This window comes from Pseudomonas sp. ICMP 8385, from assembly GCF_002699915.1.
Lineage (GTDB): Bacteria > Pseudomonadota > Gammaproteobacteria > Pseudomonadales > Pseudomonadaceae > Aquipseudomonas > Aquipseudomonas gessardii.
On sequence record NZ_LKBY01000113.1, the window covers coordinates 147,911 to 173,529 of the forward strand.

The 25,619-nt window shown below is 61.1% G+C and carries 22 protein-coding genes and 1 pseudogene; 8 read left to right on the plus strand and 15 right to left on the minus strand.

All coding sequences use genetic code 11. The features are described from left to right. Positions 1-18: 18 nt before the first annotated feature. From AO268_RS21160 to gloB, 10 genes are all read right to left on the minus strand, one after another. Positions 19-2,487, minus strand: a complete 2,469-nt coding sequence (locus AO268_RS21160; RefSeq protein ID WP_099169733.1) for a TonB-dependent siderophore receptor — start codon at positions 2,485-2,487, stop codon at positions 19-21. Positions 2,488-2,604: 117 nt separating this feature from the next. Next, the gene (locus AO268_RS21165) at positions 2,605-3,573 is read right to left on the minus strand and encodes a FecR domain-containing protein (RefSeq protein ID WP_099169734.1); all 969 of its coding nucleotides are present in this window, start codon (positions 3,571-3,573) and stop codon (positions 2,605-2,607) included. Next, the gene (locus AO268_RS21170; RefSeq protein WP_083743021.1) at positions 3,570-4,100 is read right to left on the minus strand and encodes a sigma-70 family RNA polymerase sigma factor; all 531 of its coding nucleotides are present in this window, start codon (positions 4,098-4,100) and stop codon (positions 3,570-3,572) included. The genes AO268_RS21165 and AO268_RS21170 overlap by 4 nt, the downstream gene beginning before the upstream one ends. A gap of 251 nt (positions 4,101-4,351) precedes the next feature. Further along, positions 4,352-5,962, minus strand: a complete 1,611-nt coding sequence (locus tag AO268_RS21175) for an ABC transporter ATP-binding protein (RefSeq protein ID WP_099169735.1) — start codon at positions 5,960-5,962, stop codon at positions 4,352-4,354. A gap of 1 nt (position 5,963) precedes the next feature. Then, positions 5,964-6,983, minus strand: coding sequence for an ABC transporter permease (locus tag AO268_RS21180; RefSeq protein ID WP_076961110.1), 1,020 nt, complete (start codon positions 6,981-6,983; stop codon positions 5,964-5,966). 1 nt (position 6,984) lies between these two features. Then, on the minus strand, positions 6,985-8,058 hold the full coding sequence (locus AO268_RS21185) for a microcin C ABC transporter permease YejB (RefSeq protein WP_076961109.1): 1,074 nt from the start codon (positions 8,056-8,058) through the stop codon (positions 6,985-6,987). Position 8,059: 1 nt separating this feature from the next. Then, complete coding sequence (locus AO268_RS21190; RefSeq protein ID WP_099169736.1) at positions 8,060-9,898, minus strand: extracellular solute-binding protein; 1,839 nt, start codon at positions 9,896-9,898, stop codon at positions 8,060-8,062. Beyond that, positions 9,895-11,724 (minus strand): extracellular solute-binding protein, encoded by a 1,830-nt coding sequence (locus AO268_RS21195; RefSeq protein ID WP_099169737.1) that lies wholly within the window; start codon positions 11,722-11,724, stop codon positions 9,895-9,897. The genes AO268_RS21190 and AO268_RS21195 overlap by 4 nt, the downstream gene beginning before the upstream one ends. 163 nt (positions 11,725-11,887) lie before the next feature. Further along, entirely contained in the window at positions 11,888-13,288 is a 1,401-nt protein-coding gene (locus AO268_RS21200; protein ID WP_076961106.1) for a lytic transglycosylase domain-containing protein, read from the minus strand. Positions 13,289-13,386: 98 nt separating this feature from the next. Continuing rightward, on the minus strand, positions 13,387-14,154 hold the full coding sequence (gloB, locus tag AO268_RS21205; RefSeq protein WP_099169738.1) for a hydroxyacylglutathione hydrolase: 768 nt from the start codon (positions 14,152-14,154) through the stop codon (positions 13,387-13,389). 65 nt (positions 14,155-14,219) lie between these two features. Here gloB and AO268_RS21210 point away from each other — a divergent pair, with 65 nt between their 5' ends. Continuing rightward, positions 14,220-14,978 carry a class I SAM-dependent methyltransferase gene (locus AO268_RS21210; protein ID WP_076961104.1) on the plus strand — a complete coding sequence of 253 codons (759 nt, stop codon included), beginning with the start codon at positions 14,220-14,222 and terminating at the stop codon, positions 14,976-14,978. Between the two features lie 85 nt (positions 14,979-15,063). After that, on the plus strand, positions 15,064-15,516 hold the full coding sequence (rnhA, locus tag AO268_RS21215) for a ribonuclease HI (RefSeq protein WP_010171667.1): 453 nt from the start codon (positions 15,064-15,066) through the stop codon (positions 15,514-15,516). A 3-nt stretch (positions 15,517-15,519) separates the two neighbouring features. On the opposite strand, the gene AO268_RS33260 is transcribed toward rnhA, so the two are convergent. Further along, a complete protein-coding gene (locus AO268_RS33260; RefSeq protein ID WP_257154427.1) occupies positions 15,520-15,981 on the minus strand; it encodes a hypothetical protein in 462 nt (153 codons plus the stop codon). A 127-nt stretch (positions 15,982-16,108) separates the two neighbouring features. Continuing rightward, positions 16,109-16,504 (minus strand): annotated as a pseudogene (locus AO268_RS33265) (glycerophosphodiester phosphodiesterase family protein); the annotation flags it as partial. A gap of 327 nt (positions 16,505-16,831) precedes the next feature. Between AO268_RS33265 and dnaQ the strand changes: the two are divergent. The 3 genes from dnaQ (at position 16,832) to AO268_RS21235 (ending at position 20,613) form a co-directional block, all read left to right on the plus strand. Then, complete coding sequence (gene dnaQ / locus AO268_RS21225) at positions 16,832-17,572, plus strand: DNA polymerase III subunit epsilon (protein WP_162237649.1); 741 nt, start codon at positions 16,832-16,834, stop codon at positions 17,570-17,572. Positions 17,573-17,785: 213 nt separating this feature from the next. After that, entirely contained in the window at positions 17,786-20,041 is a 2,256-nt protein-coding gene (locus AO268_RS21230; RefSeq protein ID WP_099169739.1) for an Orn/Lys/Arg decarboxylase N-terminal domain-containing protein, read from the plus strand. Between the two features lie 8 nt (positions 20,042-20,049). After that, positions 20,050-20,613 carry a GNAT family N-acetyltransferase gene (locus tag AO268_RS21235; RefSeq protein ID WP_076961101.1) on the plus strand — a complete coding sequence of 188 codons (564 nt, stop codon included), beginning with the start codon at positions 20,050-20,052 and terminating at the stop codon, positions 20,611-20,613. A gap of 3 nt (positions 20,614-20,616) precedes the next feature. Here AO268_RS21235 and AO268_RS21240 read toward each other — a convergent pair whose 3' ends face one another. Both AO268_RS21240 and AO268_RS21245 read right to left on the minus strand, forming a co-directional pair. Continuing rightward, a complete protein-coding gene (locus AO268_RS21240) occupies positions 20,617-21,507 on the minus strand; it encodes a LysR substrate-binding domain-containing protein (protein WP_076961100.1) in 891 nt (296 codons plus the stop codon). Positions 21,508-21,599: 92 nt separating this feature from the next. Further along, on the minus strand, positions 21,600-21,824 hold the full coding sequence (locus AO268_RS21245) for a hypothetical protein (protein WP_076961099.1): 225 nt from the start codon (positions 21,822-21,824) through the stop codon (positions 21,600-21,602). A 227-nt stretch (positions 21,825-22,051) separates the two neighbouring features. Here AO268_RS21245 and AO268_RS21250 point away from each other — a divergent pair, with 227 nt between their 5' ends. Further along, positions 22,052-22,609 (plus strand): NADPH-dependent FMN reductase, encoded by a 558-nt coding sequence (locus AO268_RS21250; RefSeq protein WP_076961098.1) that lies wholly within the window; start codon positions 22,052-22,054, stop codon positions 22,607-22,609. 71 nt (positions 22,610-22,680) lie between these two features. Here AO268_RS21250 and AO268_RS21255 read toward each other — a convergent pair whose 3' ends face one another. Continuing rightward, a complete protein-coding gene (locus AO268_RS21255) occupies positions 22,681-23,904 on the minus strand; it encodes an NADH:flavin oxidoreductase/NADH oxidase family protein (RefSeq protein WP_099169740.1) in 1,224 nt (407 codons plus the stop codon). A gap of 72 nt (positions 23,905-23,976) precedes the next feature. Here AO268_RS21255 and AO268_RS21260 point away from each other — a divergent pair, with 72 nt between their 5' ends. Then, positions 23,977-24,378, plus strand: coding sequence for a MerR family transcriptional regulator (locus AO268_RS21260; RefSeq protein WP_099169741.1), 402 nt, complete (start codon positions 23,977-23,979; stop codon positions 24,376-24,378). A gap of 225 nt (positions 24,379-24,603) precedes the next feature. Next, a complete protein-coding gene (locus AO268_RS21265; RefSeq protein ID WP_099169742.1) occupies positions 24,604-25,617 on the plus strand; it encodes an SDR family oxidoreductase in 1,014 nt (337 codons plus the stop codon). Positions 25,618-25,619: the final 2 nt, after the last annotated feature.

A 25,619-nucleotide genomic window follows, 5' to 3' on the forward strand; every position in this document is an offset into this window, starting at 1 on the left:
CCTATCCCTAGGGAGTGCTTAGAAGTCCCAGCGCGTGGCCAGTTGCAGGCTGCGCGGCTCGCCGTAGAAACCGGTGCCGAAGTTGCCCAGGCCGGTGTAGTACTTTTTGTCGAAGGCGTTCTTCACGTTCAACGTGGTGCTCAAGTGCTCGTTGAAGCGATAACGCGCCATCAGGTCTACCAGGTAGTAGCTGTCCTGGGTGATGCGCGCGTATTGGCCGAAGTTGACCGTGTCATTCGGGTTGGGCTGGAACACATTGCCGAAGAACTCGCTCTGCCAGTTGACCCCGGCCCCGAGGGTCACCTTGTCCAGTGCGCCCGGCAGGCGGTAGGTGTTGAACAGGCGCACCACTTGCTGCGGCGTGGTGGTTTGCAGCACCGAGCCGTAGACATAGTCGTCGTTGGCATCGCGGGTGTGCTGGTAGGTGTAGCCGGCCGAGACATTCCAGCCCTCCAGCACTTCGCCGGCCAGTTCCACTTCAAAGCCCTTGGTGGTGGCGCCGGCAATCGGGCGATAGATCGAGTCGCTTTCAAAGCCCGAGACGTATTGCGCGACATTGTCCTGTTCGATGCGGAAAGCGGCGAAGCTGGCATTCAGGCGACCGTCGTAAAAGGCCGCCTTGAGCCCGGCTTCGTAGGTGTCGCCTTCAATTGCGTCGAGCAATTTGCGATCGGCATCCTTGCTGTTCTGCGGCCGGTAGATCTTGGTGTAGCTGCCGTAGACCGACCAGATATCGTTGAGGTCGTAGACCACCCCGGCGTAGGGCGTCACCACACCGGTTTGTTTATAGCTTGTGCGGTTGTCGGTGGCGGTTGGCGCGTAGAAGTCGGTGTTATCGGTGTTGCTGAAATTGCTGACGCGGGTGCCGAGGATCACCGACAGGTCATCGGTGGGTTTGAGGCGGGTTGCCAGGTAGGCGCCGGTCTGGCGTTGCACAATATCGTTCTGGCCACTGCGCGGGATATCCGGCTTGGGGTATTCGCCGCGCCAGTCATAGATGCTGCCGCCCACCGGCGGGTAGATCGAGCCGTAGACCGGCACGTCCTGTTTCGAGCGGGTCGCCATAAAGCCCATGATCAACTCATGTTCGCGGCCAAACAGGCTGAACGGGCCGTTGAGGTTGACGTCGAGGGTGTTCTGCACCTGGTCGCCCTTGTACTTGCCCATGAACATGTACATGCCGTCGCCGCTGGCCTGGTCGGGGTTGCCGCCACTGGCCGAGGCGAGCAGGGTGTCGTGCTGGCTGCGCTTGCGGTCCAGGCTGACTTTGAGCGACCAGTCGTTGGCCAGTTGTTGTTGCACCGAGGCGAAAATCGTCTGGTTCTGGAAGTCGCGGCGGCTCCAGTCGGCAGCCGGGTTGAACGAGCGCGAGAAGTTCGTGCGATTGCCGTTGCTGAAGTACATCGGGAACCCGGCCCAGCTGGCGCCGCGGGAGCGGGTGTCCTGTTGGTCGATACCGAAGGTCAGCAGGGTGTCGGGGGTCAGATCGGCTTCGAGGATGCCGTAGGCAATGTCCTTGGTGTGCTGGTAGTGGTCCAGGTACGACGAGCGATCCTGATAAACCCCGACAAAGCGCCCGCGCACATTGCCCGACTCGGTCAGCGGCCCGGAGATATCGCCTTCGGTGCGGTAGTTGTCCCAGGAGCCCACGGTGCCGGTGACCGAGGCCTTGAAGTCGCGGGTGGGCTTTTTGCGGATCAGGTTGACCGTGGCCGAAGGGTCGCCCGAACCGCTCATCAGGCCCGCTGAGCCCTTGATGATTTCCAGGCGGTCGTACACCGCCATGTCGGTGCTGGTGGTGCCGTAGTCATACACGCCGTCGTAGGTGGAGTTGACGCCGTCGTACTGGAAGTTGGTGATCGGCAGGCCGCGGCTGGAGAACTCCCAGCGCTCGCTGTCGTAGTTCTGCACGCTGATGCCCGGGGCGCGGCGCAGGGTGTCGGCGATGCTGTTGGAGCCCTGGTCATCCATCTGCTGGCGGGTGATCACGGTGACCGACTGCGGTGTTTCGCGGATCGACAGCGGCAGGCCGGTGGCCGAGGCCATCGAGCCGGTGGTGTAGGCGTGGCTGTCTTCGGTGGTGGCCCCCAGGTTCACGCCGGAAATGGTGGTGGCGCCCAGTTCCAGTTCGCCGGTATTGAGCGGCGCCAGCTCCAGCACATAACCCTGGTTGCCCTGGGGCCGGGCTTGCAAACCGCTGCCTTGCAACAGCTGCTGCAAACCGCCGGTGGGGGAGAAGCTGCCGCTGAGGCCGGGGCTGTTTTTCCCGGCGGCCAGGCTGTTGTGGCCGGCGATAAAAATCCCCGATTGCTCGGCAAAGCGGTTCAGCACGCTGACCAGCGATCCGGCGCCGATACTGTAGCTGCGGGTGGTTTCCTGGGTCGCTGGCGTTTGCGCCGCCTGCACGTGGAGTGGGCCCAGGCAGAGCAGGGTCGCGGTGATGGCCAGCGCCAGGGGGCGCACAGTGAAAGCAGCGGGTTGCGGCATGGAAGGTTCCCTACGGGTTCGGCGAATATGAAAGCGTCTGCTGGGTTAACCGAACGAACGTCGAAAAGGGGAACTGGAGGGGCAAAAAAAATGTGCTCGCCCATTTGGGCCAAGGCATCAGGTCGCGTGTGTTTTCGGCCCCACGCTGACCCACCACGGCATCAGCCGGTCCACTTGGATCGGCAACGCCGCCTCCAGCAGCCGCAGCGCATGTTCGCTGTCCTTGAGCGGGAACGAGCCCATCACCGGCAAATGGGCCACTGCCGGATCGCACCCCAGGTGGCCGCGGCGGTAGCGGTTGAGTTCGCCGATCAATTGGCCCAGGGGCAGGTTGTCGGCCAACAGCACGCCACGGCTCCAGGCCTCGCGGGTGGCTGATGCCGCTAGCGGGCTGCGGATGCTGTGGCGATCGAACACCGCCTGTTGCCCGGACTCGATAATGCGCACCTGCTGCCCATCGGCGGTGCGCACTTCTACCCGACCGTCGAAGACATTCAGCGTGGTGCCGTCCTCGCCCTGCAACACACTGAAGCGCGTGCCCAGGGCACGCAGGCGGCCGTGCGCGGTGTCGACCAGGAACGGGCGCTGGAGATCCTTGGCGGTGTCGATCAGCACTTCGCCAAAGCGCAGGTGCAACAGGCGCTGGTGCGCGTCGAAGCGTACATCCATGGCGCTTAGCGCGTTGAGCCAGATATGCGTGCCGTCGCCAAGCAAGGTGTCGCGGATTTCGCCACTGGCCGTGGCGTAGTCGGCGCTCCAGCCGCCGACCACCCGGGGCAGGGCAGTGCCGCGCCAGGTGCCCCAGGCCAAGGCTGAACCTGCGCCCAGCACCAGGAGCGTCTTGAGGGTTTGCCGCCGGGTGCTGCGCAGGGCACGGCCGGCGCCGATGGGCTCGTCGGCCAGGGGCGCGAAGCGTTGGCTGACGCGCTCGACGTAACGCCAGGCGGCCTGGTGCTCGGGGTTCTGTCCCAGCCAGGCTTGCCAGTGCTGTTGCGCCTGGCTGTCGCCTTGCGGGTCTTGCAGGCGCACATACCAGTGGGCGGCCTGTTGCAGGCTGGCGTGGCTGAGTTTGCCGGCGGGGGTCATTCCACCAGCAACCCGTCGAGTTCGGCTTCCAGCACCGCGCAGTGCAACAGCGCCTGGGCCATGTATTTTTTCACCATGCGCTCACAGACTCCCAGCTGTAGGGCGATTTGCTTGTAGGTCATGCCATGCAGTTGCGCCAGCAGGAACGCATCGCTGACCTTGCGCGGTAGGCGCGCAAGCATGGCGTCTACCTCGTACAGGGTTTCGACGATAATCGCCCGCTGCTCCGGCGATGGCTGCACCGCTTGCGGACGGTCGGCGAGGCTTTGCAGCCAGGCCTGCTCCAGTTGGCGCCGGCGCCAGTGGTCGATGCACAGGCCACGGGCGATGGTGGCCAGGTACGAACGCTCGCGCATGGCGCAGGCCTGGTCGGGCGGGCGCTTGAGTACGCGGATAAAGGTGTCTTGCGCCAGGTCGGCGGCATCCCAGCGATTGCTCAGGCGCCGGCGCAACAGGCCGAGCAGCCAGGAATGGTGGCTGCCGTAGAGCTGGCTGAACGAAGTGGGGGAGGTCGACACAATATCCAACCGGCGCGGATGCCATGATGTGAATAGGAATTGGTCGCGATTAAAGCAAAGGCCTGCGAGCAGCGCAAATGATATTGGTTTGCTTTTGCGAAAGACGCGGTCTGTGGGCTTGCACGGAGCAAATGTGGGAGCTGGCTTGCCTGCGATAGCGGCGGTACAGGCAACATCCCAATTGGCTGGCCCACCGCTATCGCAGGCAAGCCAGCTCCCACAGGGGATCAGCGGTGGATCTTGACCCCTGGCATGACAGGTCAGATCCGGGAGGTCGGCACCAGGAAGGCAGCCTCCAGCAACTGTCGGGTATAGGCATGCTGCGGATCAGCGAAGATCGCCTTGGCATCCCCCTGTTCCACCACCTGGCCCTGTTTGACCACCATCAACTGATGGCTCAAGGCTTTGACCACCGCCAGGTCGTGGCTGATAAACAGGTAGGTCAGGTTGTACTTGGTCTGCAGGTTGCGCAGCAGTTCCACCACCTGGCGCTGCACCGTGCGGTCCAGGGCCGAGGTGGGTTCGTCCAGCAGGATCAGGCGTGGCTTGAGCACCAGGGCGCGGGCGATGGCGATGCGCTGGCGTTGGCCGCCGGAGAATTCGTGGGGGTAACGATGGCGGGTCTGTGGGTCCAGCCCGACCTCCTGGAGCGCTGCGATAATCGCCGCCTCCTGCTCGGCCGCCGTGCCGATCTTGTGGATGCGCAAGCCTTCGCCAACGATCTCGCTGACGCACATGCGCGGGCTCAGGCTACCAAACGGGTCCTGGAACACCACCTGCATTTCCCGGCGCAAGGGCCGCACCTGTTGCTGGGTCAGTGGGTCCAGTTGCTGGCCTTCAAAACGGATCCCGCCCTTGCTGCCGATCAACCGCAGGATCGCCAGGCCCAGGGTGGATTTGCCCGAGCCGCTTTCGCCGACAATGCCCAGGGTCTGGCCCTGGGGCAGGCTGAAGTTAATGCCGTCCACCGCCTTGACGTAATCGATGGTGTTGCGCAAAAAGCCTTTCTTGATCGGGAACCAGACCTTCAGGTCGTCGACTTCCAGCAGCGGCGGGCCAATCGCATTGGTCGCCGGCCCGCCACTGGGCTCGGCGGCCAGCAGTTCCTGGGTATAGGGGTGCCGGGGCGCGCGGAACAGCTCCTCGCAGGACGCCTGCTCGACAATGCAACCGCGCTGCATCACACACACGCGGTGGGCAATGCGCCGCACCAGGTTCAAGTCATGGCTGATCAGCAGCAGCGCCATGCCCAGGCGCGCCTGCAACTCCTTGAGCAATTCGAGGATCTTCAACTGCACGGTCACGTCCAGGGCGGTGGTCGGTTCATCGGCGATCAACAGTTCCGGCTCGTTGGCCAGGGCCATGGCGATCATCACCCGCTGGCGCTGGCCGCCGGACAGTTCGTGGGGCAGGGCCTTGAGGCGCTTGCGCGGTTCGGGGATGCCCACCAGGTCCAGCAGTTCCAGGGTGCGCAGAGTCGCGGCCTTGCCGGTCAGGCCCTTGTGCAGGCCCAGCACCTCGTTGATCTGCTTCTCGATGCTGTGCAGCGGGTTTAGCGAGGTCATGGGCTCCTGGAAGATCATCGCAATGCGGTTGCCGCGAATCTGGCGCAAGGGCTTTTCTTTCAGGGTCAGCAGATCCTGCCCGGCATACTCGATGGTGCCGGATGGGTGCCGCGCCAGGGGGTAGGGCAGCAGGCGCAGGATCGAGTGGGCGGTCACCGATTTGCCGGAGCCGCTTTCGCCGACCAGGGCCAGGGTTTCACCACGGCGGATATCGAAACTGATGTTCTCCACCACGCGTTGATGCTGCTCGCCGGTGACGAACTCGACACTGAGGTCGCGGACTTCGATCAGATTGTCCTGATTCATCTCATTTCCTCGGGTCGAAGGCATCGCGAGCGGACTCGCCGATAAACACCAGCAAGCTCAACATGATCGCCAGCACCGCAAAGGCACTGATGCCCAGCCACGGCGCCTGCAGGTTGGATTTGCCCTGGGCCACCAGTTCGCCCAGGGACGGCGAACCGGCGGGCAGGCCGAAGCCCAGGAAGTCCAGGGCGGTCAGGGTGCCGATCGCGCCGGTCAGGATGAAGGGCATAAAGGTCATGGTCGAAATCATGGCGTTGGGCAGGATATGGCGGAACATGATCGCGCCGTTCTGCATGCCCAGGGCCCGGGCCGCGCGCACGTATTCCAGGTTGCGCCCGCGCAGGAACTCGGCACGTACCACGTCCACCAGGCTCATCCAGGAAAACAGCAGCATGATCCCCAGCAGCCACCAGAAATTGGGTTGCACAAAGCTGGCGAGGATGATCAGCAGGTACAGCACCGGCAAGCCCGACCAGATTTCCAGGAAGCGCTGGCCGGCCAGGTCGACCCAGCCGCCATAGAAACCCTGCAAGGCCCCGGCCGCCACGCCGATGATCGAGCTCAAGACCGTGAGGGTCAGGGCAAACAGCACCGAGATCCGAAAGCCATAGATCACCCGCGCCAGTACATCCCGGCCCTGGTCATCGGTGCCCAGCAGGTTGTCGGCCGACGGCGGGGCCGGGGCCGGGACTTTCAAGTCGTAGTTGATGCTCTGGTAGCTGTAGGGGATCGGCGCCCAGAGCGTCCAGGCGTCCTTGGCCTTGAGCAGTTCGCGGATATACGGGCTTTTGTAGTTGGCTTCCAGGGGGAATTCGCCGCCGAAGGTGGTTTCCGGGTAGCGCTTGAGCGCTGGGAAGTACCAGTCACCGTCGTAATGCACCGCCAGCGGCTTGTCGTTGGCGATCAGCTCGGCGCCCAGGCTCAGGCCAAACAGGATCAGGAACAGCCACAGCGACCACCAGCCACGCTTGTTGGCCTTGAAACGTTCAAAACGGCGGCGATTGAGGGGGGATAGCGTCATCTCAATGCTCCCGGCTTTCAAAGTCGATACGGGGGTCGACCAGGGTGTAGGTCAAGTCACCGATCAGTTTTACCACCAGGCCCAGCAGGGTGAAGATAAACAGGGTGCCGAACACCACCGGGTAATCACGGTTGATCGCCGCTTCAAAGCTCATCAGGCCCAGGCCGTCGAGGGAGAAGATCACCTCCACCAGCAGCGAGCCGGTAAAGAAAATGCCGATAAACGCCGAAGGGAACCCGGCGATCACCAACAGCATGGCATTGCGGAACACGTGGCCGTAGAGCACGCGGTGATGGGTCAGGCCCTTGGCCTTGGCGGTGATTACGTACTGCTTGTTGATTTCGTCGAGAAAGCTGTTCTTGGTCAGCAGGGTCATGGTGGCGAAGTTACCGATTACCAGGGCCGTAACCGGCAGCGCCAGGTGCCAGAAGTAGTCGAGGATCTTGGCGCCCCAGCTCAGTTCCTCGAAGTTGTTGGAGGTCAGCCCGCGCAAGGGGAACCAGTCAAAATAACTGCCGCCGGCGAATACCACGATCAACAGGATGGCAAACAGGAACGCCGGGATCGCATAGCCGACGATGATGGCCGAACTGGTCCACACGTCAAAGTGGCTGCCATGGCGGGTGGCCTTGGCGATCCCCAGAGGGATCGAGACCAGGTACATGATCAGGGTGCTCCATAACCCGAGGGAAATGGACACCGGCATCTTTTCCTTGATCAGGTCGATGACCTTGGCATCGCGAAAAAAGCTGTCGCCAAAATCCAGTCGGGCGTAGTTCTTGACCATGATCCACAAGCGTTCCGGCGCCGACTTGTCGAAGCCGTACATCTTCTCGATTTCCTTGATCAGCGTCGGGTCCAGGCCCTGGGCCCCCCGGTAGCTGGAGCCGGCCACCGAGACTTCGGCGCCGCCACCGGCGATACGGCTGGTGGCGCCTTCAAAGCCTTCGAGCTTGGCGATCATTTGCTCCACCGGGCCACCGGGAGCGGCCTGGATGATGACAAAGTTGATCAGCAAAATGCCGAACAACGTGGGAATGATCAGCAGCAACCTGCGGAAAATATAAGCCAGCATGTCAGTCGCCTCCGCTCGCCGGATCGGCGCTGGTGTCGGTGGGGGGCGTCACTGCCGGCGGTGTGTCGGGTTTGATCCACCAGGTATTGATGCCCACGTCATAGCGCGGCGGGACTTTGGGGTGGCCAAGGTGATTCCAGTAGGCCGCGCGGTAGGTCTTGATATGCCAGTTGGGGATCACGTAGTAGCCAAATTGCAAGACCCGGTCCAGGGCCTTGGCGTGGGCCACCAGGCTGTTGCGTGAGTCGGCGTTGATCAACTGTTCCACCAATTCGTCGATGGCCGGATCCTTGAGGCCGATGTAGTTGCGGCTGCCGGGGTTGTCGGCACTGCCCGATTGCCAGAATTCACGCTGCTCGTTACCCGGGGAAGAGGACTGCGGGAAACTGCCGACCATCATGTCGAAATCCCGCGAGCGTATGCGGTTGACGTACTGCGAGATATCGACCCGGCGGATCACCAGTTCGATCCCCAGGTCTGCCAGGTTGCGCTTGAAGGGCAGCAGGATGCGCTCGAAGTCGGTCTGGGCCAGCATGAACTCGATGCTCACCGGCTTGCCGTTGGTGTCGACCATCTTGTCGTCGACGATGCGCCAGCCGGCTTCCTGCAACAGTTGATAGGCTTCGCGCTGCTGGGTGCGGATCATGCCGCTGGCGTCGGTTTTCGCTGGGGCGAAGGCCTGGGTGAAGGCTTCGGGCGGGATCCTGCCGCGCAGCGGTTCGAGAATCGCCAACTCGGCCGGGCCGGGCAGGCCGGTGGCGGCCATGTCCGAGTTCTCGAAATAGCTGCGGGTGCGGGTGTAGGCGCCGTTGAACAGTTGCTTGTTGGTCCATTCAAAGTCCATCAACAGGCTGATGGCCTTGCGCACCCGCACGTCCTGGAACATCGGCTTGCGGATATTGAACACAAAACCCTGCATCCCGGTGGGATTGCCGTTGGGCAGTTCTTCCTTGATCAGCCGGCCCTCGGCCACGGCCGGGACGTTGTAGGCATTGGCCCAGTTCTTGGCCGTCATTTCCTGCCAGTAATCGAACTGCCCGGCCTTGAGTGCTTCCAGGGCCACGGTGTTGTCACGGTAATAGTCGCTGATGCGGTAATCGAAGTTGTACAGGCCCTTGTTGATCGGCAGGTCCTTGCCCCAGTAGTCCTTGACCCGCTCGTAGCGGATCGAGCGCCCCGGCTTGACCTCGGCCACTTTGTACGGGCCGCTGCCCAGGGGCATCTCCAGGCTGCTCTTGGCAAAGTCACGCCCGACCCACCAGTGCTTGGGCAATACCGGCAACTGGCCAAGGATCAGCGGCAGTTCGCGGTTGCTGGTGTGCTTGAACTTGAACAGCACGCGCAACGGGTCTTCGGCCACCACTTCGGCGACGTCGGCATAGTAGGTGCGGTAAATAGGGCTGCCTTGCTTGATCAGGGTTTCAAAGGTGAACACCACATCTTCGGCGTGCACCGGATGGCCATCGTGAAAGCGTGCTTCGGGGCGCAGGTAAAAACGCACCCAGCTGTTATCCGGGGCTTTTTCGATCTTGCCGGCGATCAGGCCGTACTCGGTGATGGGTTCGTCCAGGCCCTGCTGGGCCAGGGTGTCGTAGACCAGGCCGATATTGTCGGCGGGCACGCCCTTGCTGATAAACGGGTTGAGGCTGTCGAAGCTGCCCATGGCCGCCTCGCGGAAGGTGCCTCCCTTGGGCGCGTCCGGGTTTACATAGTCGACATGCTTGAAGTCGGCGGGGTACTTGGGCGGCTCGTCATACAGGGTCAAGGCGTGTTGGGGGGCGGCCACGGCCTGGGTGCACAATAACAGGCCACTGATAATCGCAGTACGCAAAGCCATCATTGGGGTTTCTCCGATGCTTTCAGCCACCACGCGCTCAGGCCCAGGCTGTAGGGCGGCGTGGTCACGAAGGCGAACCGGTTACGGTACGCCAGGCGATGATAGTTGAGATACCAATTGGGAATACTGTAGTGCTGCCACAGCAGGACCCGGTCCAGGGCCCGGCCGGCAGCGACTTGCTGGTCGCGGGTCTGGGCGGCGAGCAACTGCTCCAGCAGGTGGTCGACCACCGGGTTGGCGATGCCCGCGTAATTCTTGCTGCCCTTGATCTCGGCCTGGCTGGAATGGAAGTACTGCCACTGTTCAAGGCCGGGGCTGAGGGTTTGGTTGAGGGTCATCAGGATCATGTCGAAGTCAAACTGGTCGAGGCGCTGTTTGTACTGCGCGCGATCCACCGTACGCAAGCGGGCATCGACACCGATGCTGCGCAGATTTTCCACATAAGGTTGCAGGATCCGCTCCAGGTTCGGGTTGACCAGCAGGATTTCAAAGCGCAGCGGCTGCCCGTCGCGATTGAGCAGGCGCTGGCCGGAGAGTTTCCAGCCACCTTCGGCCAGCAGGCCGAGGGCGCGGCGCAGGGTGTCCCGGGGGATGCCGCGCCCGTCGGTCTGCGGCAGGCTGAAGGCCTGGGTAAACAGATTGGCCGGTAGTTGCTCGCGATAGGGCGAGAGCATCAACCATTCATGGCCCACCGGTAGGCCGCTGGCGGAGAACTCGCTGTTGGGGTAGTAGCTCAGGGTGCGTTTATAGGCGCCGCTGAACAGGGTGCGGTTGGTCCACTCGAAATCGAACATCAGCCCCAGCGCTTCGCGCACCTTGGCCTGGCTGAACGTGGTGCGCCGGCTGTTCATGAACAGGCCCTGGCTCTGGGTCGGGATCTGGTGGGGGATCTGCGCCTTGACCACCTCGCCACGGTTCACCGCCGGGAAGTTGTAGCCATTGGCCCAGTTCTTGGCCTGGTGTTCGATATAGATGTCGAATTCGCCGGCCTTGAATGCCTCGAAAGCCACGTCGCTGTCGCGGTAGAACTCCACCTCGACCTTGTCGTAGTTGTAGAGCCCGCGATTGACCGGCAAGTCCTTGCCCCAATAGTCCTTGACCCGCTCGAACACCAACTGCCGGCCCGGCTGGACCTGGCTGATCCGATAGGGCCCGCTGCCCAGCGGCGGTTCAAAGGTGGTGGCCTTGAAGTCACGGTTTTTCCAGTAGTGCTGGGGCAACACCGGCAGCTCACCCAGGCGCAGGATCAACAAGGGGTTGCCGGCGCGCTTGAACACGAAGCGGATGCGCAGGGGGCTCAGCACGTCCACCCGGGCCACTTCCTGCAGGTTGGTGCGGTATTGCGGGTGACCTTCGGTGAGCAACGTGCGATAGGAAAAGGCCACGTCGTCGGCGGTGATGGGTTTGCCGTCATGGAAACGCGCTTGTGGCCGCAGGTTGAACACCACCCAACTGCGGTCCTCGTTGTACTCCACGGATCGGGCGATCAGGCCATAACTGGAGGTGGGTTCGTCACCGGAAGGGGCGTACTGGCCAGTGCCGACCATCAGTGGCTCGTTGAGCTCATTGACCCCGTATTGCAGGAAGTTGGCGGTGGAGACCGGGCTTGAGCCCTTGAAGGTATAGGGGTTGAGGGTGTCAAACGTGCCAAAGGCCATGACCCGCAAGGTGCCACCCTTGGGCGCTGCGGGATTTACCCAATCGAAGTGGGTGAATTTGGCCGGGTACTTGAGTGTGCCGAACTGCGCATAACCGTGGTTTTCGGTAATGGTTGCATTCGCGCAAAAGCTCAAGGCCAGACTTATTAGTAGAAGGAGGGGACGCTTCAAGTCAGAAATCCGATCCGGGCGGCTTGGGCTTTATGACCGGTACAGTAACAGCTTGTTCCACTTGGAAAAAGACTGTTGAAAAGGCCATTTCCAGGCCCGGAGGGATCATGTGGGAGCTGGCTTGTGTGGGAGCTGGCTCCACACAAGCCAGCTTGCACTCGGTTTATCTTGGCCCGGACACTACCAGCATCTGCCCCGGCTTCAACGCCTGGCCAGTGCGTGGGTTCCAACGCTTGAGGTGTTGCATCTCGACGTTGAAACGCTTGGCAACCATGTACAGCGAGTCACCTTTCTTGACCTTGTACTGCACCGGCTTCTTGGCCACGACTTTACGGGTGTCCTGCATCACCAGGGTCTGGCCGACCTTCAGCGCCTGGCCATTGAGCTTGTTCCAGCGCTGCAGGTCATGCACATCGACCTTGTTGGCCTTGGCAATCAGGGTCAGGTTGTCGCCGCTCTTGACCTTGTAGCTGCGCGAGCGGCCGGCCACGGCCTTGTGCTCGACTTCGTCGAACACCGGTTTTTTCGGACGCAGGCTCAACAGCTCCTCGGGATTCATCGAGGACAGGCTACTGGCCAGCAGTTGCGCCTTGGAGGTGGGCACCAGCAAGTGCTGGGGACCGTCCAGGGTGGTGCGTTGCTTGAAGGCCGGGTTGAGCTGGAACAGCTCGTCTTCGTCGATTTCGGCCAGCGCAGCGACCCGGGACAGGTCCATGCTTTGCTTGACTTCGACCATTTTGAAGTACGGCGTGTTGGCAATCGGGTTCAGGTTGACGCCGTAGGCCTCGGGGGCCAGCACCACCTGGGACAGCGCCAGGAACTTGGGCACGTAGTCCTTGGTTTCCTGGGGCAGTGGCAGGTTCCAGTAGTCGGTGGGCAGGCCGAGCTTCTCGTTGCGCTCGATGGCCCGGCTGACCGTGCCTTCACCAGCGTTATAGGCCGCCAGGGCCAGCAACCAGTCGCCGTTGAACATGTCATGCAGGCGTGTCAGATAGTCCAGGGCGGCGGTGGTGGAGGCGGTGATGTCGCGGCGGCCATCATAGGCGCGGGTCTGGCGCAGGTTGAAGTAGCGCCCGGTGGAGGGAATGAACTGCCACAGGCCGACCGCATCGCTGCGCGAATAGGCCATTGGGTTGTAGGCACTTTCAATCACTGGCAGCAGCGCCAGCTCCAGGGGCATGTTGCGCTCTTCAAGGCGTTCGACGATGTAGTGAATATAGAGGCTGCCACGTTCGCCGGCATTCTCCAGGAAGGAGGGATTGCTGGCGAACCACAGGCGTTGTTGCTCGATACGCGGGTTGACGCCCACGCCGTCCTGCAATTGGAACCCCTGGCGCATGCGTTCCCAGACATCCTGGGGCACCTGTGGGCTTGGCTTCTCTGAGAGCCAAAGGGGTTTTTGCTTGATCTTGGCCGCAAGATTGGGTTTGGGTTGCACGGTGGATTGTGCAGCGTAATGGGTCGTTTGGCAGCCCGCCAGAGTTGCGGATACGGCCACCGCAATGGCTTGAGCCAGGCGGGTCAATGCGTCTGAATGGTTGGATTTACGAATAGATGACGACATTGGCTGGAAGTGAGTTCCGGGCAAAAATGTCGGGCGATTCTAGAAAGCGCTTGGGTTCCGGTCAACCATTCAGAAATTTCGTATCAGAACCTGTCTGCTTAGAACGTATCTTTCCAAGCCCGCAAGCTAGCAAAAACCGCGCTCCCAGAGCGGTTATCGCAGTTCCCCCATTCGTCCGCTTTTTGTTTAACGGATGTTTCAGCGGTGCGCAAAAACGGGTTGGTGAGTTTTTCCAGGGCCAGGGTCGAGGGTAAGGTCATCTTGCCGTCTGCCCGGAGTTGGCTGACTTTGGCCACCCGTTCGGCGATATCGGTGTTGTGCGGCTCCACGGCCTGGGCAAAGCGCAGGTTGCTTTGTGTGTATTCGTGGGTGCAGTAGACCAGCGTGTCGGCCGGCAGCGCGGCCAGGCGCTCCAGGGAGATGTGCATCTGTTGTGGCGTGCCCTCGAACAGACGCCCGCAACCGGCGGCGAACAGCGTGTCGCCGCAGAACAGCAAGCCATGATGATAAAAGGCTATATGTCCCAGAGTGTGTCCCGGCACGGCCAGGACCTTGAAGTCCCAACCCAGCACATGGATATCATCGTTATCGTTGAGCGCGACATCACGTGCCGGGATGTTTTCAGTGGCCGGGCCATAGACCCTGGCGCCTGACGCCTCCTTGAGCTGCACGACACCGCCCACGTGGTCGTGGTGATGGTGGGTGACCAGGATATCGCTGAGGGTCCAGCCGGGGTGTTGCGCCAGCCATGCCAGCACAGGCGCGGCATCGCCAGGGTCGACCACCGCGCAACGCAGGGTGCGATGGTCTTGTAACAACCAGATGTAGTTATCGGTGAAGGCGGGCAGGGCACTGATCTGTATCATTCTTCTATTCGCCAAGCTGGACACATTGGTGCATCTTAGAACGTCTTGGCGAGTTGGAGAATGCAATGACTGATAAAGCGTTCGCCCAGGCCGATCCCGAGTGGCTGGCCTTGATCAGCGCAGCCCGTGAGTGGCTGTCCGGGCCGATCGGGCAATTTTTGCTGGAACAGGAGCGGCTGATGCTCGAAGAAGAGCTTGAGCGCTTCTTTGGCGGCTACCTGGTGCACTACGGCCCTTCGGCACAGGCCCCGCCGTCCGCGCCCCAGGTGCAGCGCAATGTACGCCTGGGTGCGCCATTGCCGGGGGTCGAGATTGTCTGCGAAGAACAGGCCTGGCCCCTGAGCGAGCATGCCGCCGACGTGGTGGTGATGCAGCATGGCCTGGATTTCTGCCTGTCGCCCCATGGCTTGCTGCGGGAAGCGGCCAGCGCCGTGCGCCCGGGTGGCCATTTATTGATCGTTGGCATCAACCCCTGGAGTTCATGGGGGCTGCGGCACGTCTTTGCCCATGACGCATTGCGCCAGGCCCGCTGCATCTCGCCCTCGCGGGTCAGCGACTGGTTGAACCTGCTGGGCTTCGCGCTGGAGAAACGCCGCTTCGGGTGCTATCGTCCGCCGCTTGCCTCGCCCAAGTGGCAGGGCCGTTTGGCGGGCTGGGAGCGCCGGGCCGGGGCCTGGCAGTTGTCCGGTGGCGGTTTCTACCTGCTGGTGGCCCGCAAGATCGTGGTCGGGCTGCGGCCGGTGAGCCAGGTACGGCGCGAGCCCATGGGCAAACTGGTGCCGATGCCCCTGGCCAAGGTCAACCGTCGCTCCAGCGAGCCATAAATCACTTTTCTGGAATTCAGGTCGTCGTGTTCGACCTCGGGAGCTGCCGGTCGATTGCCGGCAACCCGCTTTGATGGATAGCGTAATGACCGATAGCGTAGAACTCTTTACCGACGGCGCCTGCAAGGGCAATCCGGGGCCGGGCGGCTGGGGCGCCTTGCTGGTGTGCAAGGGCGTGGAGAAGGAGTTGTGGGGCGGTGAAGCCAACACCACCAACAACCGTATGGAACTGATGGGCGCCATTCGTGGCCTGGAAGAGCTCAAGCGCCGTTGCGACGTGTTGCTGGTGACGGACTCGCAGTACGTCATGAAAGGCATCAACGAGTGGATGGTCAACTGGAAAAAACGCGGCTGGAAAACCGCGGCCAAGGAGCCGGTGAAAAACGCCGACCTGTGGCAGTTGCTGGATGAACAGTGCAACCGCCACAACATCACCTGGAAGTGGGTACGCGGGCATATCGGCCACCCCGGTAACGAGCGGGCCGATCAATTGGCCAATCGTGGCGTGGATGACGTGCGCGGCTACAAGCAGAGCTGACCGTCAGTCACACCGCAGCGGCCATTCGAGCCGCTGCTTCACGCCTCGCATCGTGCGGGGCGAGTCCACCAGCACCGCGTCGATGTTACGGCACGCTGCCGCCCGGTAGTCCTCTTCGCTGTTAATGCCGATCGCCAGGATATGCACCTTGCCCTTGGACTGGAAACAGTCAATGGCCGGCGCTGTCCACAGCTTGGCATTCACCGGCGAGCGTGCTTCCCCAAGGGTGAAGGTTTCCACCAGTTCGACCTTGCGCTGATACTCGAATGCCACCCAGCTCCCTGCCTGGGGCGCCGGCTGGCAACTGTGGGCCAGGGCTACGTTGGCCAGGCGGTCACGTGTCCGGTCCCGGCTCTCGAACAACCGCGCCTGGGGGTATTGCGCGAAGGCTTGTTGGTAGCTGGCGTCGGTGGAGTAGATCAAGACCCGGTCCCAGGCCTGGTTTTGCTCCAGGACCTGGGCCACGGCCTTGGCCTGGGGGGGCGGCGGGTAGGGCTTTCATGTCGAGGATGATCGGGGTTGTCCGCGGAATCGCGGCCAAGGCTTGCTGCAGGGAGGGCAGCCTCACGGGGTTTGTGCGATAGGGGAAGACCACCTGACCATTGGCCGCATCCTGCTTGAATTGCCACCCGGCGTTGAGCTGTTGCAGCTGGGCCAGGGTTTTCCCGGCCACGGGGCCCGAGCCATCGGTATTGGCACTCAGGTCTGTCGGCCGGTACAGCACGGGGACCTGGTCACTGCTCAGTTGCACGGTGAGCCAAATCATGTCCACCTTGTTTTGCAGGGCGTTATCGATGGCCAGCAGGGTATTTTCCGGGAAATCCGCCGTACCGCCACGGTGGGCGACGATCTGCGGCGGCTGCCCGGTTGTCGGGCTGGAGACAGGCTGGGACACACAGCCGCCGAGGGTCAGGCTGGCGACCAGTAGGGCAAGGGCATATCGCGTTTCAATCATCGGAATGCTCGCGTTCTCGGGTGGGCTTGGCATTTTACCAAGGCAGGGTAAACGGACAACGATCGACTTGTTTGATAAACGAAGACGACCCTTATCAAATTAATACCTCAGCCAACGCCATAAGAAAACCTCGCGTGCAATCCATCGTTACAAGAGCAGGATCGCCCGGGTGAGTTGCTCGTCCGTTGCGTGCAGGCCGCAAGAGCCGTAATGGCAAACTGCGCAAGCTTTGCTAAATCTTGTAAAAAACTGTTGGACAAGGGGCTGCGGTTTTCCTCGGGGCGGCGTTTAGGTTATAGAGCGTGCTAATATCCCGCCCCTTGAAATACACACACCGTTGAGAGCTGAACCCTGATGGCCATCCGATCTGTTGTACTCGATACCGAAACCACCGGCATGCCGGTGACCGATGGCCACCGGATCATTGAAATCGGCTGTGTCGAGTTGATGGGCCGCCGCCTCACCGGTCGGCATTTCCACGTGTACCTGCAACCGGACCGGGAAAGTGACGAAGGCGCCATTGGCGTCCACGGCATCACCAATGAATTCCTGGTGGGCAAGCCGCGTTTTGCCGAAGTCGCCGATGAGTTTTTCGAGTTCATCAACGGCGCCCAGTTGATCATCCACAACGCGGCGTTCGACGTTGGCTTCATCAACAACGAATTTGCCTTGATGGGCCAGGCGGATCGGGCGGACATTACCCGTCACTGCTCGATCCTCGATACCTTGATGATGGCCCGTGAGCGCCACCCGGGCCAGCGCAACAGCCTCGATGCCTTGTGCAAACGCTACGGTGTCGATAACTCCGGCCGTGAGCTGCACGGCGCGTTGCTCGACTCCGAGATCCTGGCGGACGTCTACCTGACCATGACGGGCGGGCAGACCAGTCTGTCCCTGGCCGGCAACGCCTCCGATGGCAACGGTTCGGCCGAAGGCTCGGGCAATCGGCCTTCGGAAATCCGCCGCCTGCCGGCTGATCGCAAAGCCACCACAATCATCCGCGCCAGCGAGCAGGACATGGCCGAGCATGCGGCACGCCTGGAGGCCATTGCCAAGTCGGCGGGTGCGCCGGCGTTGTGGACTCAACTGACCCAACACTGACGCGGTCGAAAAATGTGGCAGCGGGTTTGTGTGGGAGCGGGCTTGCCCGCGATTGGGGTTTGACAGTCAGTACATCTGTTACTGATACACCGCCATCGCGGGCAAGCCCGCTCCCACATAAACCCTCACATTTCATACCTGCAAAATCTTCATTCGCCACATTCACTCCCAGCTTCTACCCTGAGTACATCGCCCTCAGGACGCCAAGCCCCCATGTACAAAGACCTGAAGTTCCCGATCCTGATCGTGCACCGCGACATCAAGGCCGACACCGTCGCCGGTGATCGGGTCCGGGGCATCGCCCGGGAGTTGGAGCAAGAGGGTTTCAGCATCTTTTCCGCAGTGGACTATGCCGAAGGCCGGCTGGTGGCCTCGACCCATCATGGCCTGGCGTGCATGCTGATCGCGGCTGAAGGCGCCGGGGAAAATACCCATCTGCTGCAAAACATGGTGGAACTGATCCGACTGGCACGCCTGCGTGCACCCAACCTGCCGATCTTTGCCCTGGGCGAGCAAGTCACCCTGGAAAATGCCCCGGCCGATGCCATGAGCGAACTCAACCAGCTGCGTGGCATTCTCTACCTGTTTGAAGACACGGTGCCGTTTCTCGCCCGGCAAGTGGCCCGCGCCGCACGCACTTACCTTGATGGCCTGTTGCCGCCATTCTTCAAGGCCCTGGTGCAGCACACGGCCGACTCCAATTACTCCTGGCATACCCCCGGTCACGGCGGCGGCGTTGCCTATCGCAAAAGCCCGGTGGGGCAGGCGTTTCATCAGTTTTTCGGGGAAAACACCCTGCGCTCGGACTTGTCGGTGTCGGTGCCGGAACTGGGCTCGCTGCTGGATCACACCGGGCCTTTGGCCGAAGCCGAAGCCCGTGCCGCGCGCAACTTTGGCGCCGACCACACCTTCTTCGTGATCAATGGCACCTCCACGGCCAACAAGATCGTCTGGCACTCCATGGTCGGGCGCGACGACCTGGTGCTGGTGGACCGCAATTGCCATAAGTCGGTGCTGCACTCGATCATCATGACCGGCGCGATCCCCCTGTACTTGTGCCCAGAGCGCAACGAACTGGGGATCATCGGCCCGATTCCACTGACCGAGTTCAGCCGCGAATCGATTCGCGCCAAGATCGCGGCCAGCCCCTTGACCTGTGGCCGCGAGCCCAGGGTCAAGCTGGCGGTGGTGACCAACTCGACCTATGACGGCTTGTGTTACAACGCCGAGCTGATCAAGCAGCAATTGGGCAACAGTGTCGAAGTTCTGCACTTTGACGAGGCCTGGTACGCCTACGCAGCCTTCCACGAGTTTTTCGCCGGGCGCTATGGCATGGGCACCTCGCGTACGCCCGACAGCCCGCTGGTGTTTACCACGCACTCAACCCACAAGCTATTGGCGGCGTTCAGCCAGGCGTCGATGATCCATGTGCAGGATGGCGGGGCGCGGCAACTGGACCGTGACCGGTTCAATGAAGCATTTATGATGCATATCTCCACCTCGCCGCAGTACAGCATCATCGCCTCGCTGGACGTAGCCTCGGCCATGATGGAGGGGCCGGCGGGGCGTTCGCTGCTCCAGGAAATGTTCGATGAGGCCTTGAGCTTTCGTCGGGCCCTGGCCAATTTGCGCCAGCATATCGCCGCCGACGATTGGTGGTTTTCTATCTGGCAGCCGCCTTCGGTGGCCGGCATTGACCGGGTGGCGACGGCCGACTGGTTGCTGCAGCCCGAGGCCGATTGGCACGGGTTTGGGGATATTGCCGAAGACTACGTGTTGCTCGACCCGATCAAGGTCACCCTGGTGATGCCCGGCCTCACGGCGGGTGGGGCCTTGAGTGATTGTGGGATTCCGGCGGCGGTGGTCAGTAAATTCCTCTGGGAACGTGGCCTGGTGGTGGAAAAGACCGGGCTGTATTCGTTCCTGGTGTTGTTCTCCATGGGCATCACCAAAGGCAAGTGGAGTACCCTGCTCACGGAACTGCTGGAGTTCAAGCGCAGTTACGACGCCAATACCAGCCTGGCCAGTTGCCTGCCATCGGTGTTCCAGCAAGGTCCTGCACGTTATCAGGGCATGGGGTTGCAGGACTTGTGCGACCAGTTGCACGGCTGCTATCGCAGCAACGCCACGGCCAGGCACCTCAAGCGTATGTACACGGTGTTGCCGGAAATCGCCATGAAGCCGGCCGATGCCTATGACCAATTGGTGCGCGGTGAGGTCGAGGCGGTGTCCATCGATGCCTTGCCAGGGCGCATTGCAGCCGTGATGCTGGTGCCTTATCCGCCGGGCATTCCGCTGATCATGCCGGGGGAGCGCTTTACCGAGTCGACGCGTTCGATCATCGACTACCTGGCCTTTGCCCGGGAGTTCGATAGCAGTTTCCCGGGGTTTGTCGCCGATGTACATGGCTTACAACACGAAGACGACGGCAACGGTCGTTGTTACACCGTCGATTGCATCAAGTGTTAAGGAAAGTTATGCAAGCTGTAGTGAATCCGAAGTACCCGGGGCTCAGTGTACGAGTCGCCGACGAGGGATTTGACGCCTACGTATGGGGCAATGATTTCAGCTTTGAGGTAGACGTGTATGGCACGCCGGAGCTGGGCAAGCCGGTCGATCAATGGGCGCTGGAGCAGGTGTTGCCCTACCGCAAGTGCTACGGCATCGATCCCGAGGAGTTCGCCAGCTATCGCGATGCCACCGACAGTGCGGTATTCATGGCCTACCTGGACGATCGGCCAGTGGGCCATATCGTCGTCAGTACCAATTGGAACGGTTATGCCCATGTCGATGAGCTGGCGGTGGTGCTGGCGGCACGGCGCTATGGCGTGGCCAAGGCCTTGCTCGATGTGGCGCAGTTCTGGAGCCGCAAGAAAAACCTGCCGGGGATGATGCTGGAGACCCAGAACAACAACCTGGGGGCCTGCCGCTTGTATGAGCGTTGCGGTTATGTGCTGGGCGGCATCGACCACCTGCGTTATCGCGGGATTGATCCGCAGACGCGTGAGGTGGCGATTTTCTGGTATCGCTTGTTCAACTGACCGTCAGGACAACAGCGCCTGGGCCTTCTGCGTGACAATCTCCAGCAAGGCATTGAGCGCCGGGCTCGGGCTGCTGTCCTTGAGCGTCAACCCATACAGGCTCACCAGGATCGGCGGCGACAGTGGGCAGGTATCGAGCCCGGCCTCACGCGCGCCGCTGGCGGTGAAGGGGTCGACCACCGCTAACCCTTCGCCGGCCTCGACCATGCTGCGCATCATCTGGTAGGTCTGTACCCGTGTCTGGATCACCGGCAGCGGCCGCAGCGCCTGCAACTTGCTGTCCAGCAACTGGCTCAACGGGTCCTGGCCCTCCAGGCCGATCATCGACTGGCCGGCCAGCTCCTGCAGGGCGATGTATTTCTGCCGGGGCTTGAGCCAGCCGTGGGGTGCCAACAACTGCAACTTGCCCTGGGCCAGCACGGTACGGGTGATTTGCGGGTGCTCGGGGTCATGCAGGCTCAGGCCCAGGTCGGCTTCATGCAGCAGCAGGCTCCTGACAATATCCCGGGTGGCTTGGCTGGACAGGTTGCAGGGTGTGTCCTGGAAGCGTCGGCGCAGCAGCGCAATGCTTTGCGGCAGCAACTGATTGGCCAGGGGCGGTGTGCACAGCGTGCGCAACGGCGGGGCGTGGTGGTGCTTGAGGCTACTGGCCAGGCGCTGCACCGGCTCCAGGGCTTCGTAAAGGTGGGCGATCTGCGTTTGCAGGGCCAGGGTTTCACGGGTTGCCTGCAACCGCCCGCGGACGCTGGCGAACAACATGAAACCCAGCTGCTGTTCAGCGTCCTTGAGAGTAGCGTCCACGTCGGACACAGCCAATTGCAACCATTCGGCGGCGGTGCCGAGGTGTCCGGTCTGCAAAATGGCTTGAATCACTTCGATATGACGTAAACGCATGCATGAAGTCCATGTTCAGCAGGTAAGGGATTCAACGGGTGAATCCTAACCCAAGTCCGTTCATATGACTTCTGCCGGAGGGCACAGCCTTATCAAACAGGCGTGTTTTCGGGTTCGCGAGTCAGGGAGACCTGCGACTGAACCAGGACAAAGGTATTGTCGTCGACCTTGTTGACCCGGTCGCCAATCGCCAGTTTGTAGGAAATTGCAGGCTCTGAACCGTCGGCGGACGGGGTGGACTCCTGGAACTCATGCACGGAATAAACGCGGCCTTCCGCGTCGCGGGCATGGAATTGTCCGACAAGTACTGCTGCCATCTGTTTAGAACCTCTGGAGAAAAACACCGATTTGCGGTTCTGTAGACCGTCATTGAGCTGGGTAGTTTACCTACATAGAAAAAATACTATTCGCTGATGTTCCGCTTATTTTTCCTACAAGCAAGTCTCGGCGCAAAACCACCGCCGAAGGGGCAAAACCTGCTGGTGATAGGCCGGTGAAGGCTCTATAACTGTAGGTTCCTTTAGTCAGATGTAGGGAAAACCCCATGAGCAAGGTCTACACGATTGCCGTACTGGTCGGCAGCTTGAGAAAAGAGTCGATCAATCGTAAGGTCGCCCTGGCATTGGCCCAGTTGGCACCGACCAATCTGGAGCTCAGGATTGTCGAGATCGGCGAATTGCCGCTGTACAACGAAGACCTTGAAAGCTCAACGCCACCTGCGGCCTACACCACCTTCCGCCAACAAGTGGCTGGCGCTGATGCCGTGCTGTTTGTGACCCCTGAATACAATCGCTCGGTCCCGGCGGCCCTGAAAAACGCTATTGATGTGGGGTCGCGGCCCTACGGCCAGAGCGTCTGGAGCGGCAAGCCGGGGGCGGTCATCAGTGTGTCGCCGGGGGCCATTGGTGGCTTCGGCGCCAACCACCATTTGCGTCAGTCCCTGGTGTTTCTGGATGTACTCTGCATGCAGCAGCCGGAAGCGTACCTGAGTGGCGCGGGCAGCGCCTTCGATGAGTCGGGCAAGCTCGCGGAAAAAACCCGGTCGTTCCTGCAGGCGTTTATCGATGCCTATGGCCAGTGGGTCGCGAAACAGAAGGGCTGAGCGCACGCCGTACCTGCAAGATCCGCCCAGGCCAGTCGGCTTGCCAGTTGCACGGCCTGCTGATTGGCTGCCTAACCGGCCATTGCCGCTCGATATTGCCGGGTGCGCCGGGCGCTGAACCACTGGTCTTGAATCAGTGCCAGCAGCGGTGCAATGCGCGGGTTCGGCTGGCGGCCCTGGCTCAAGCGGCGCAGTTGATAGCGCACCACCGCCATGGTCGCCAGGGAGGCCAATGCCTTGCGCTTCCAGCGAATCGGGCGCAATTGGGGATGACTGTCGCGACCTGCCCGCCACTGTTTGATCAGCTGTGGCTCCAGGCTCAGCGCGGTCGCAATACCGGCCATGGCGATGCCACTGTCCAGGACTTGTTGTACCACCGGCAAGCGGCGGATCCCGCCAGTGACCATCACCGGCATGTTGGCCTGTTTCGCCAGTTCGCTGGCCATCTCCAGGAAATACGCTTCCCGGGCCAGGGTGCGACCATCGCGGGCCTCGCCCTGCATCGCCGGCGCCTCGTAGCTGCCACCGGACAGCTCAAGCAAATCCACAGGCAGCGTATTGAGCATGGCCACAACCCCTTGCGCATCATCGGCATCAAACCCGCCGCGCTGGAAGTCTGCCGAGTTGAGCTTTACCGCCACGCAAAAACCAGGGCTGACCACCGCCCGGACGGCCTTGATCACCTCGACCAACAGCCGGGCGCGGTTTTCCAGCGAGCCACCCCAGCGATCATCGCGTCGATTGCTCAGGGGCGAGAGGAACTGGCTGAGCAGGTAGCCGTGGGCGGCATGGATTTGCACGCCGCTGAACCCGGCTTTTTCGGCCAGGCGCGCGCTGGTGGCAAAGCGTGTGATGACATCCTGGATATCCTCTGCGGTCATTGCCCTGGGATGGGCGAACATCTTCGAGAAGCTACCCAGGTCAAGGGGCACTGCCGACGGTGCCAGGGCGGGCTGGCCCAGGTTGGCCATGGTCTGGCGCCCGGGGTGGTTCAACTGCACCCAGAAATGCACGCCCCTGGCCCGGCCGATGGCCGCCCACTCGCGAAAGCTGTCCAGATGCTGCTCGTCTTCGAGGGCAACACCGCCGGGGCCGGTCATGGCATGCCGGTCAATCATCACATTACCGGTCAGCAACAAGCCCGGCTCACCGTCAGCCCAGGCTTTGTACAGCTGTTTGAGCGCGTGGGAGGGGGCTTGTTGGCTGTCGGCCATGTTTTCCTCCATCGCCGCCTTGGCGATGCGGTTGGCGATGATCTGGCCGTTGGGCAGTTGCAAGGGTTCAAAGGGTGACATGGGTTGACTCCTGAACGGGGGAGGCCCCAGGCTAAGCTTAAACTTAACTTTAATGTCAAGCAGGGCGGTGTGATGAATATTGGCGAACTGGCAAGACAGAGTGGCCTGGCGGCGTCGCGCATCCGCTTTTATGAAGCCCAAGGGTTGATCAGCCAGGTGGGACGCCAGGCCAACGGTTATCGGCGCTATGCACCCGAGGCGCTGCAAACGCTGCAACTGATCCAGAGCGCGCAACAGGCCGGGTTTACCTTGCAGGAACTCAAGGCGTTGATGCCCGCCGAAGGCGAGCACAAGCGTGATGAGTTGATCCAGGGGCTGGAACGCAAAGTGCTGCAGATCGAAGTGATGCAGGCGCAGTTGGCGCACAGCAAGGCGCAACTGCTGGGCGTGATCGAGGCGGTGCGGGCGCAACCGGAAGGCGTGCCGTGTTCGATGGGGCAGCAGGCGGTACTGTCGTCAATCAAGAGCCGTTGACTTGGAAACCTGCTCAAGAGCACCACTGTTTCACTGGTTAAAAAGAGGAGAGGCGGGGTTCCTCTGCCAGGAGCTTAAAAGTGTTACAAAGATAATTCGGCATTAGGCATCGAAGTGTCCTACATGTATTCAAGCTTCAGATGAGTAAGATCCCATCGCTCGCCTATCCCTGGCTGAACGCTTGTTTTTGAGCACTTTGAGATAACTCGCAGGAGTTGGAATCCAATGAATTATGCCTTTGTCACAGGTGCTACTGGCCTGCTGGGAAACAATGTGGTTCGTGCACTTGTAAACCGAAAGGTCAAAGTCAAGGCGCTGGTTCGCTCCGCAGAGAAAGCCAGGAGACAGTTTGGCGATTTGCCTGTCGAATTTGTTGTGGGCGATTTACTGGATGTCGAGGCTTTCAGTCATCACATGCAAGGGTGCGATGCCTTATTTCACACAGCGGCTTATTTTCGCGATAACTACAAAGGCGGAATGCACACAAAAGAATTACATCAAATAAATGTCGTTGGCACTGAGCGTCTATTGCAAGCCGCCTATGCCGCCGGTATTCGCCGGGCTGTTCATACTTCATCTATTGCCGTTTTGAAAGGCAATAGAGATCAATTGATTGACGAAACGATGTCGCGAAATGAACAGGACGCTGACAACTATTACTTGAGTAAAATTGTCTCGGAACAAAAAATCCAGGCCTTTCTGTTGCAGCACCCGGATATGTTTATCGCTATGGTATTGCCAGGCTGGATGTTTGGTCCCGGCGACCTTGGTCCGACCTCATCTGGACAGTTCCTGCTCGACTTTGTCGGGCAAAGAATGCCCGGCATACCGCCCGGAACCTTTTCAGTGGTAGATGCCAGAGATGTGGCGGAGCATCTATTGGCTGCAATGACACAGGGTCGATCAGGTGAGCGCTACCTGGCCGCTGGCAACCACATGGACATGAAAGGTATTTTCCAGGTGCTCTCTCAGGTCAGTGGCATGAAGGCGCCGGAGCGCGAAGTGCCCTTGTTCATGCTACGAATAATTGCCTGTGCGCATGAAGTTTATTATCGACTCACTAAAAAGCCGGTACTCATCAGTACGTCGGCCGTCAAACTCATAGCGCAGGAACAAGGATGTACCCGTTTTAGTCATGAAAAAAGCCTGCGGGATCTTGGCTGCCAGTTTCGCCCGGTGAGTGAAACAATGGCCGATACACTGGATTGGTTACGTGAAAATAATACAAAAAGAGCATAAGC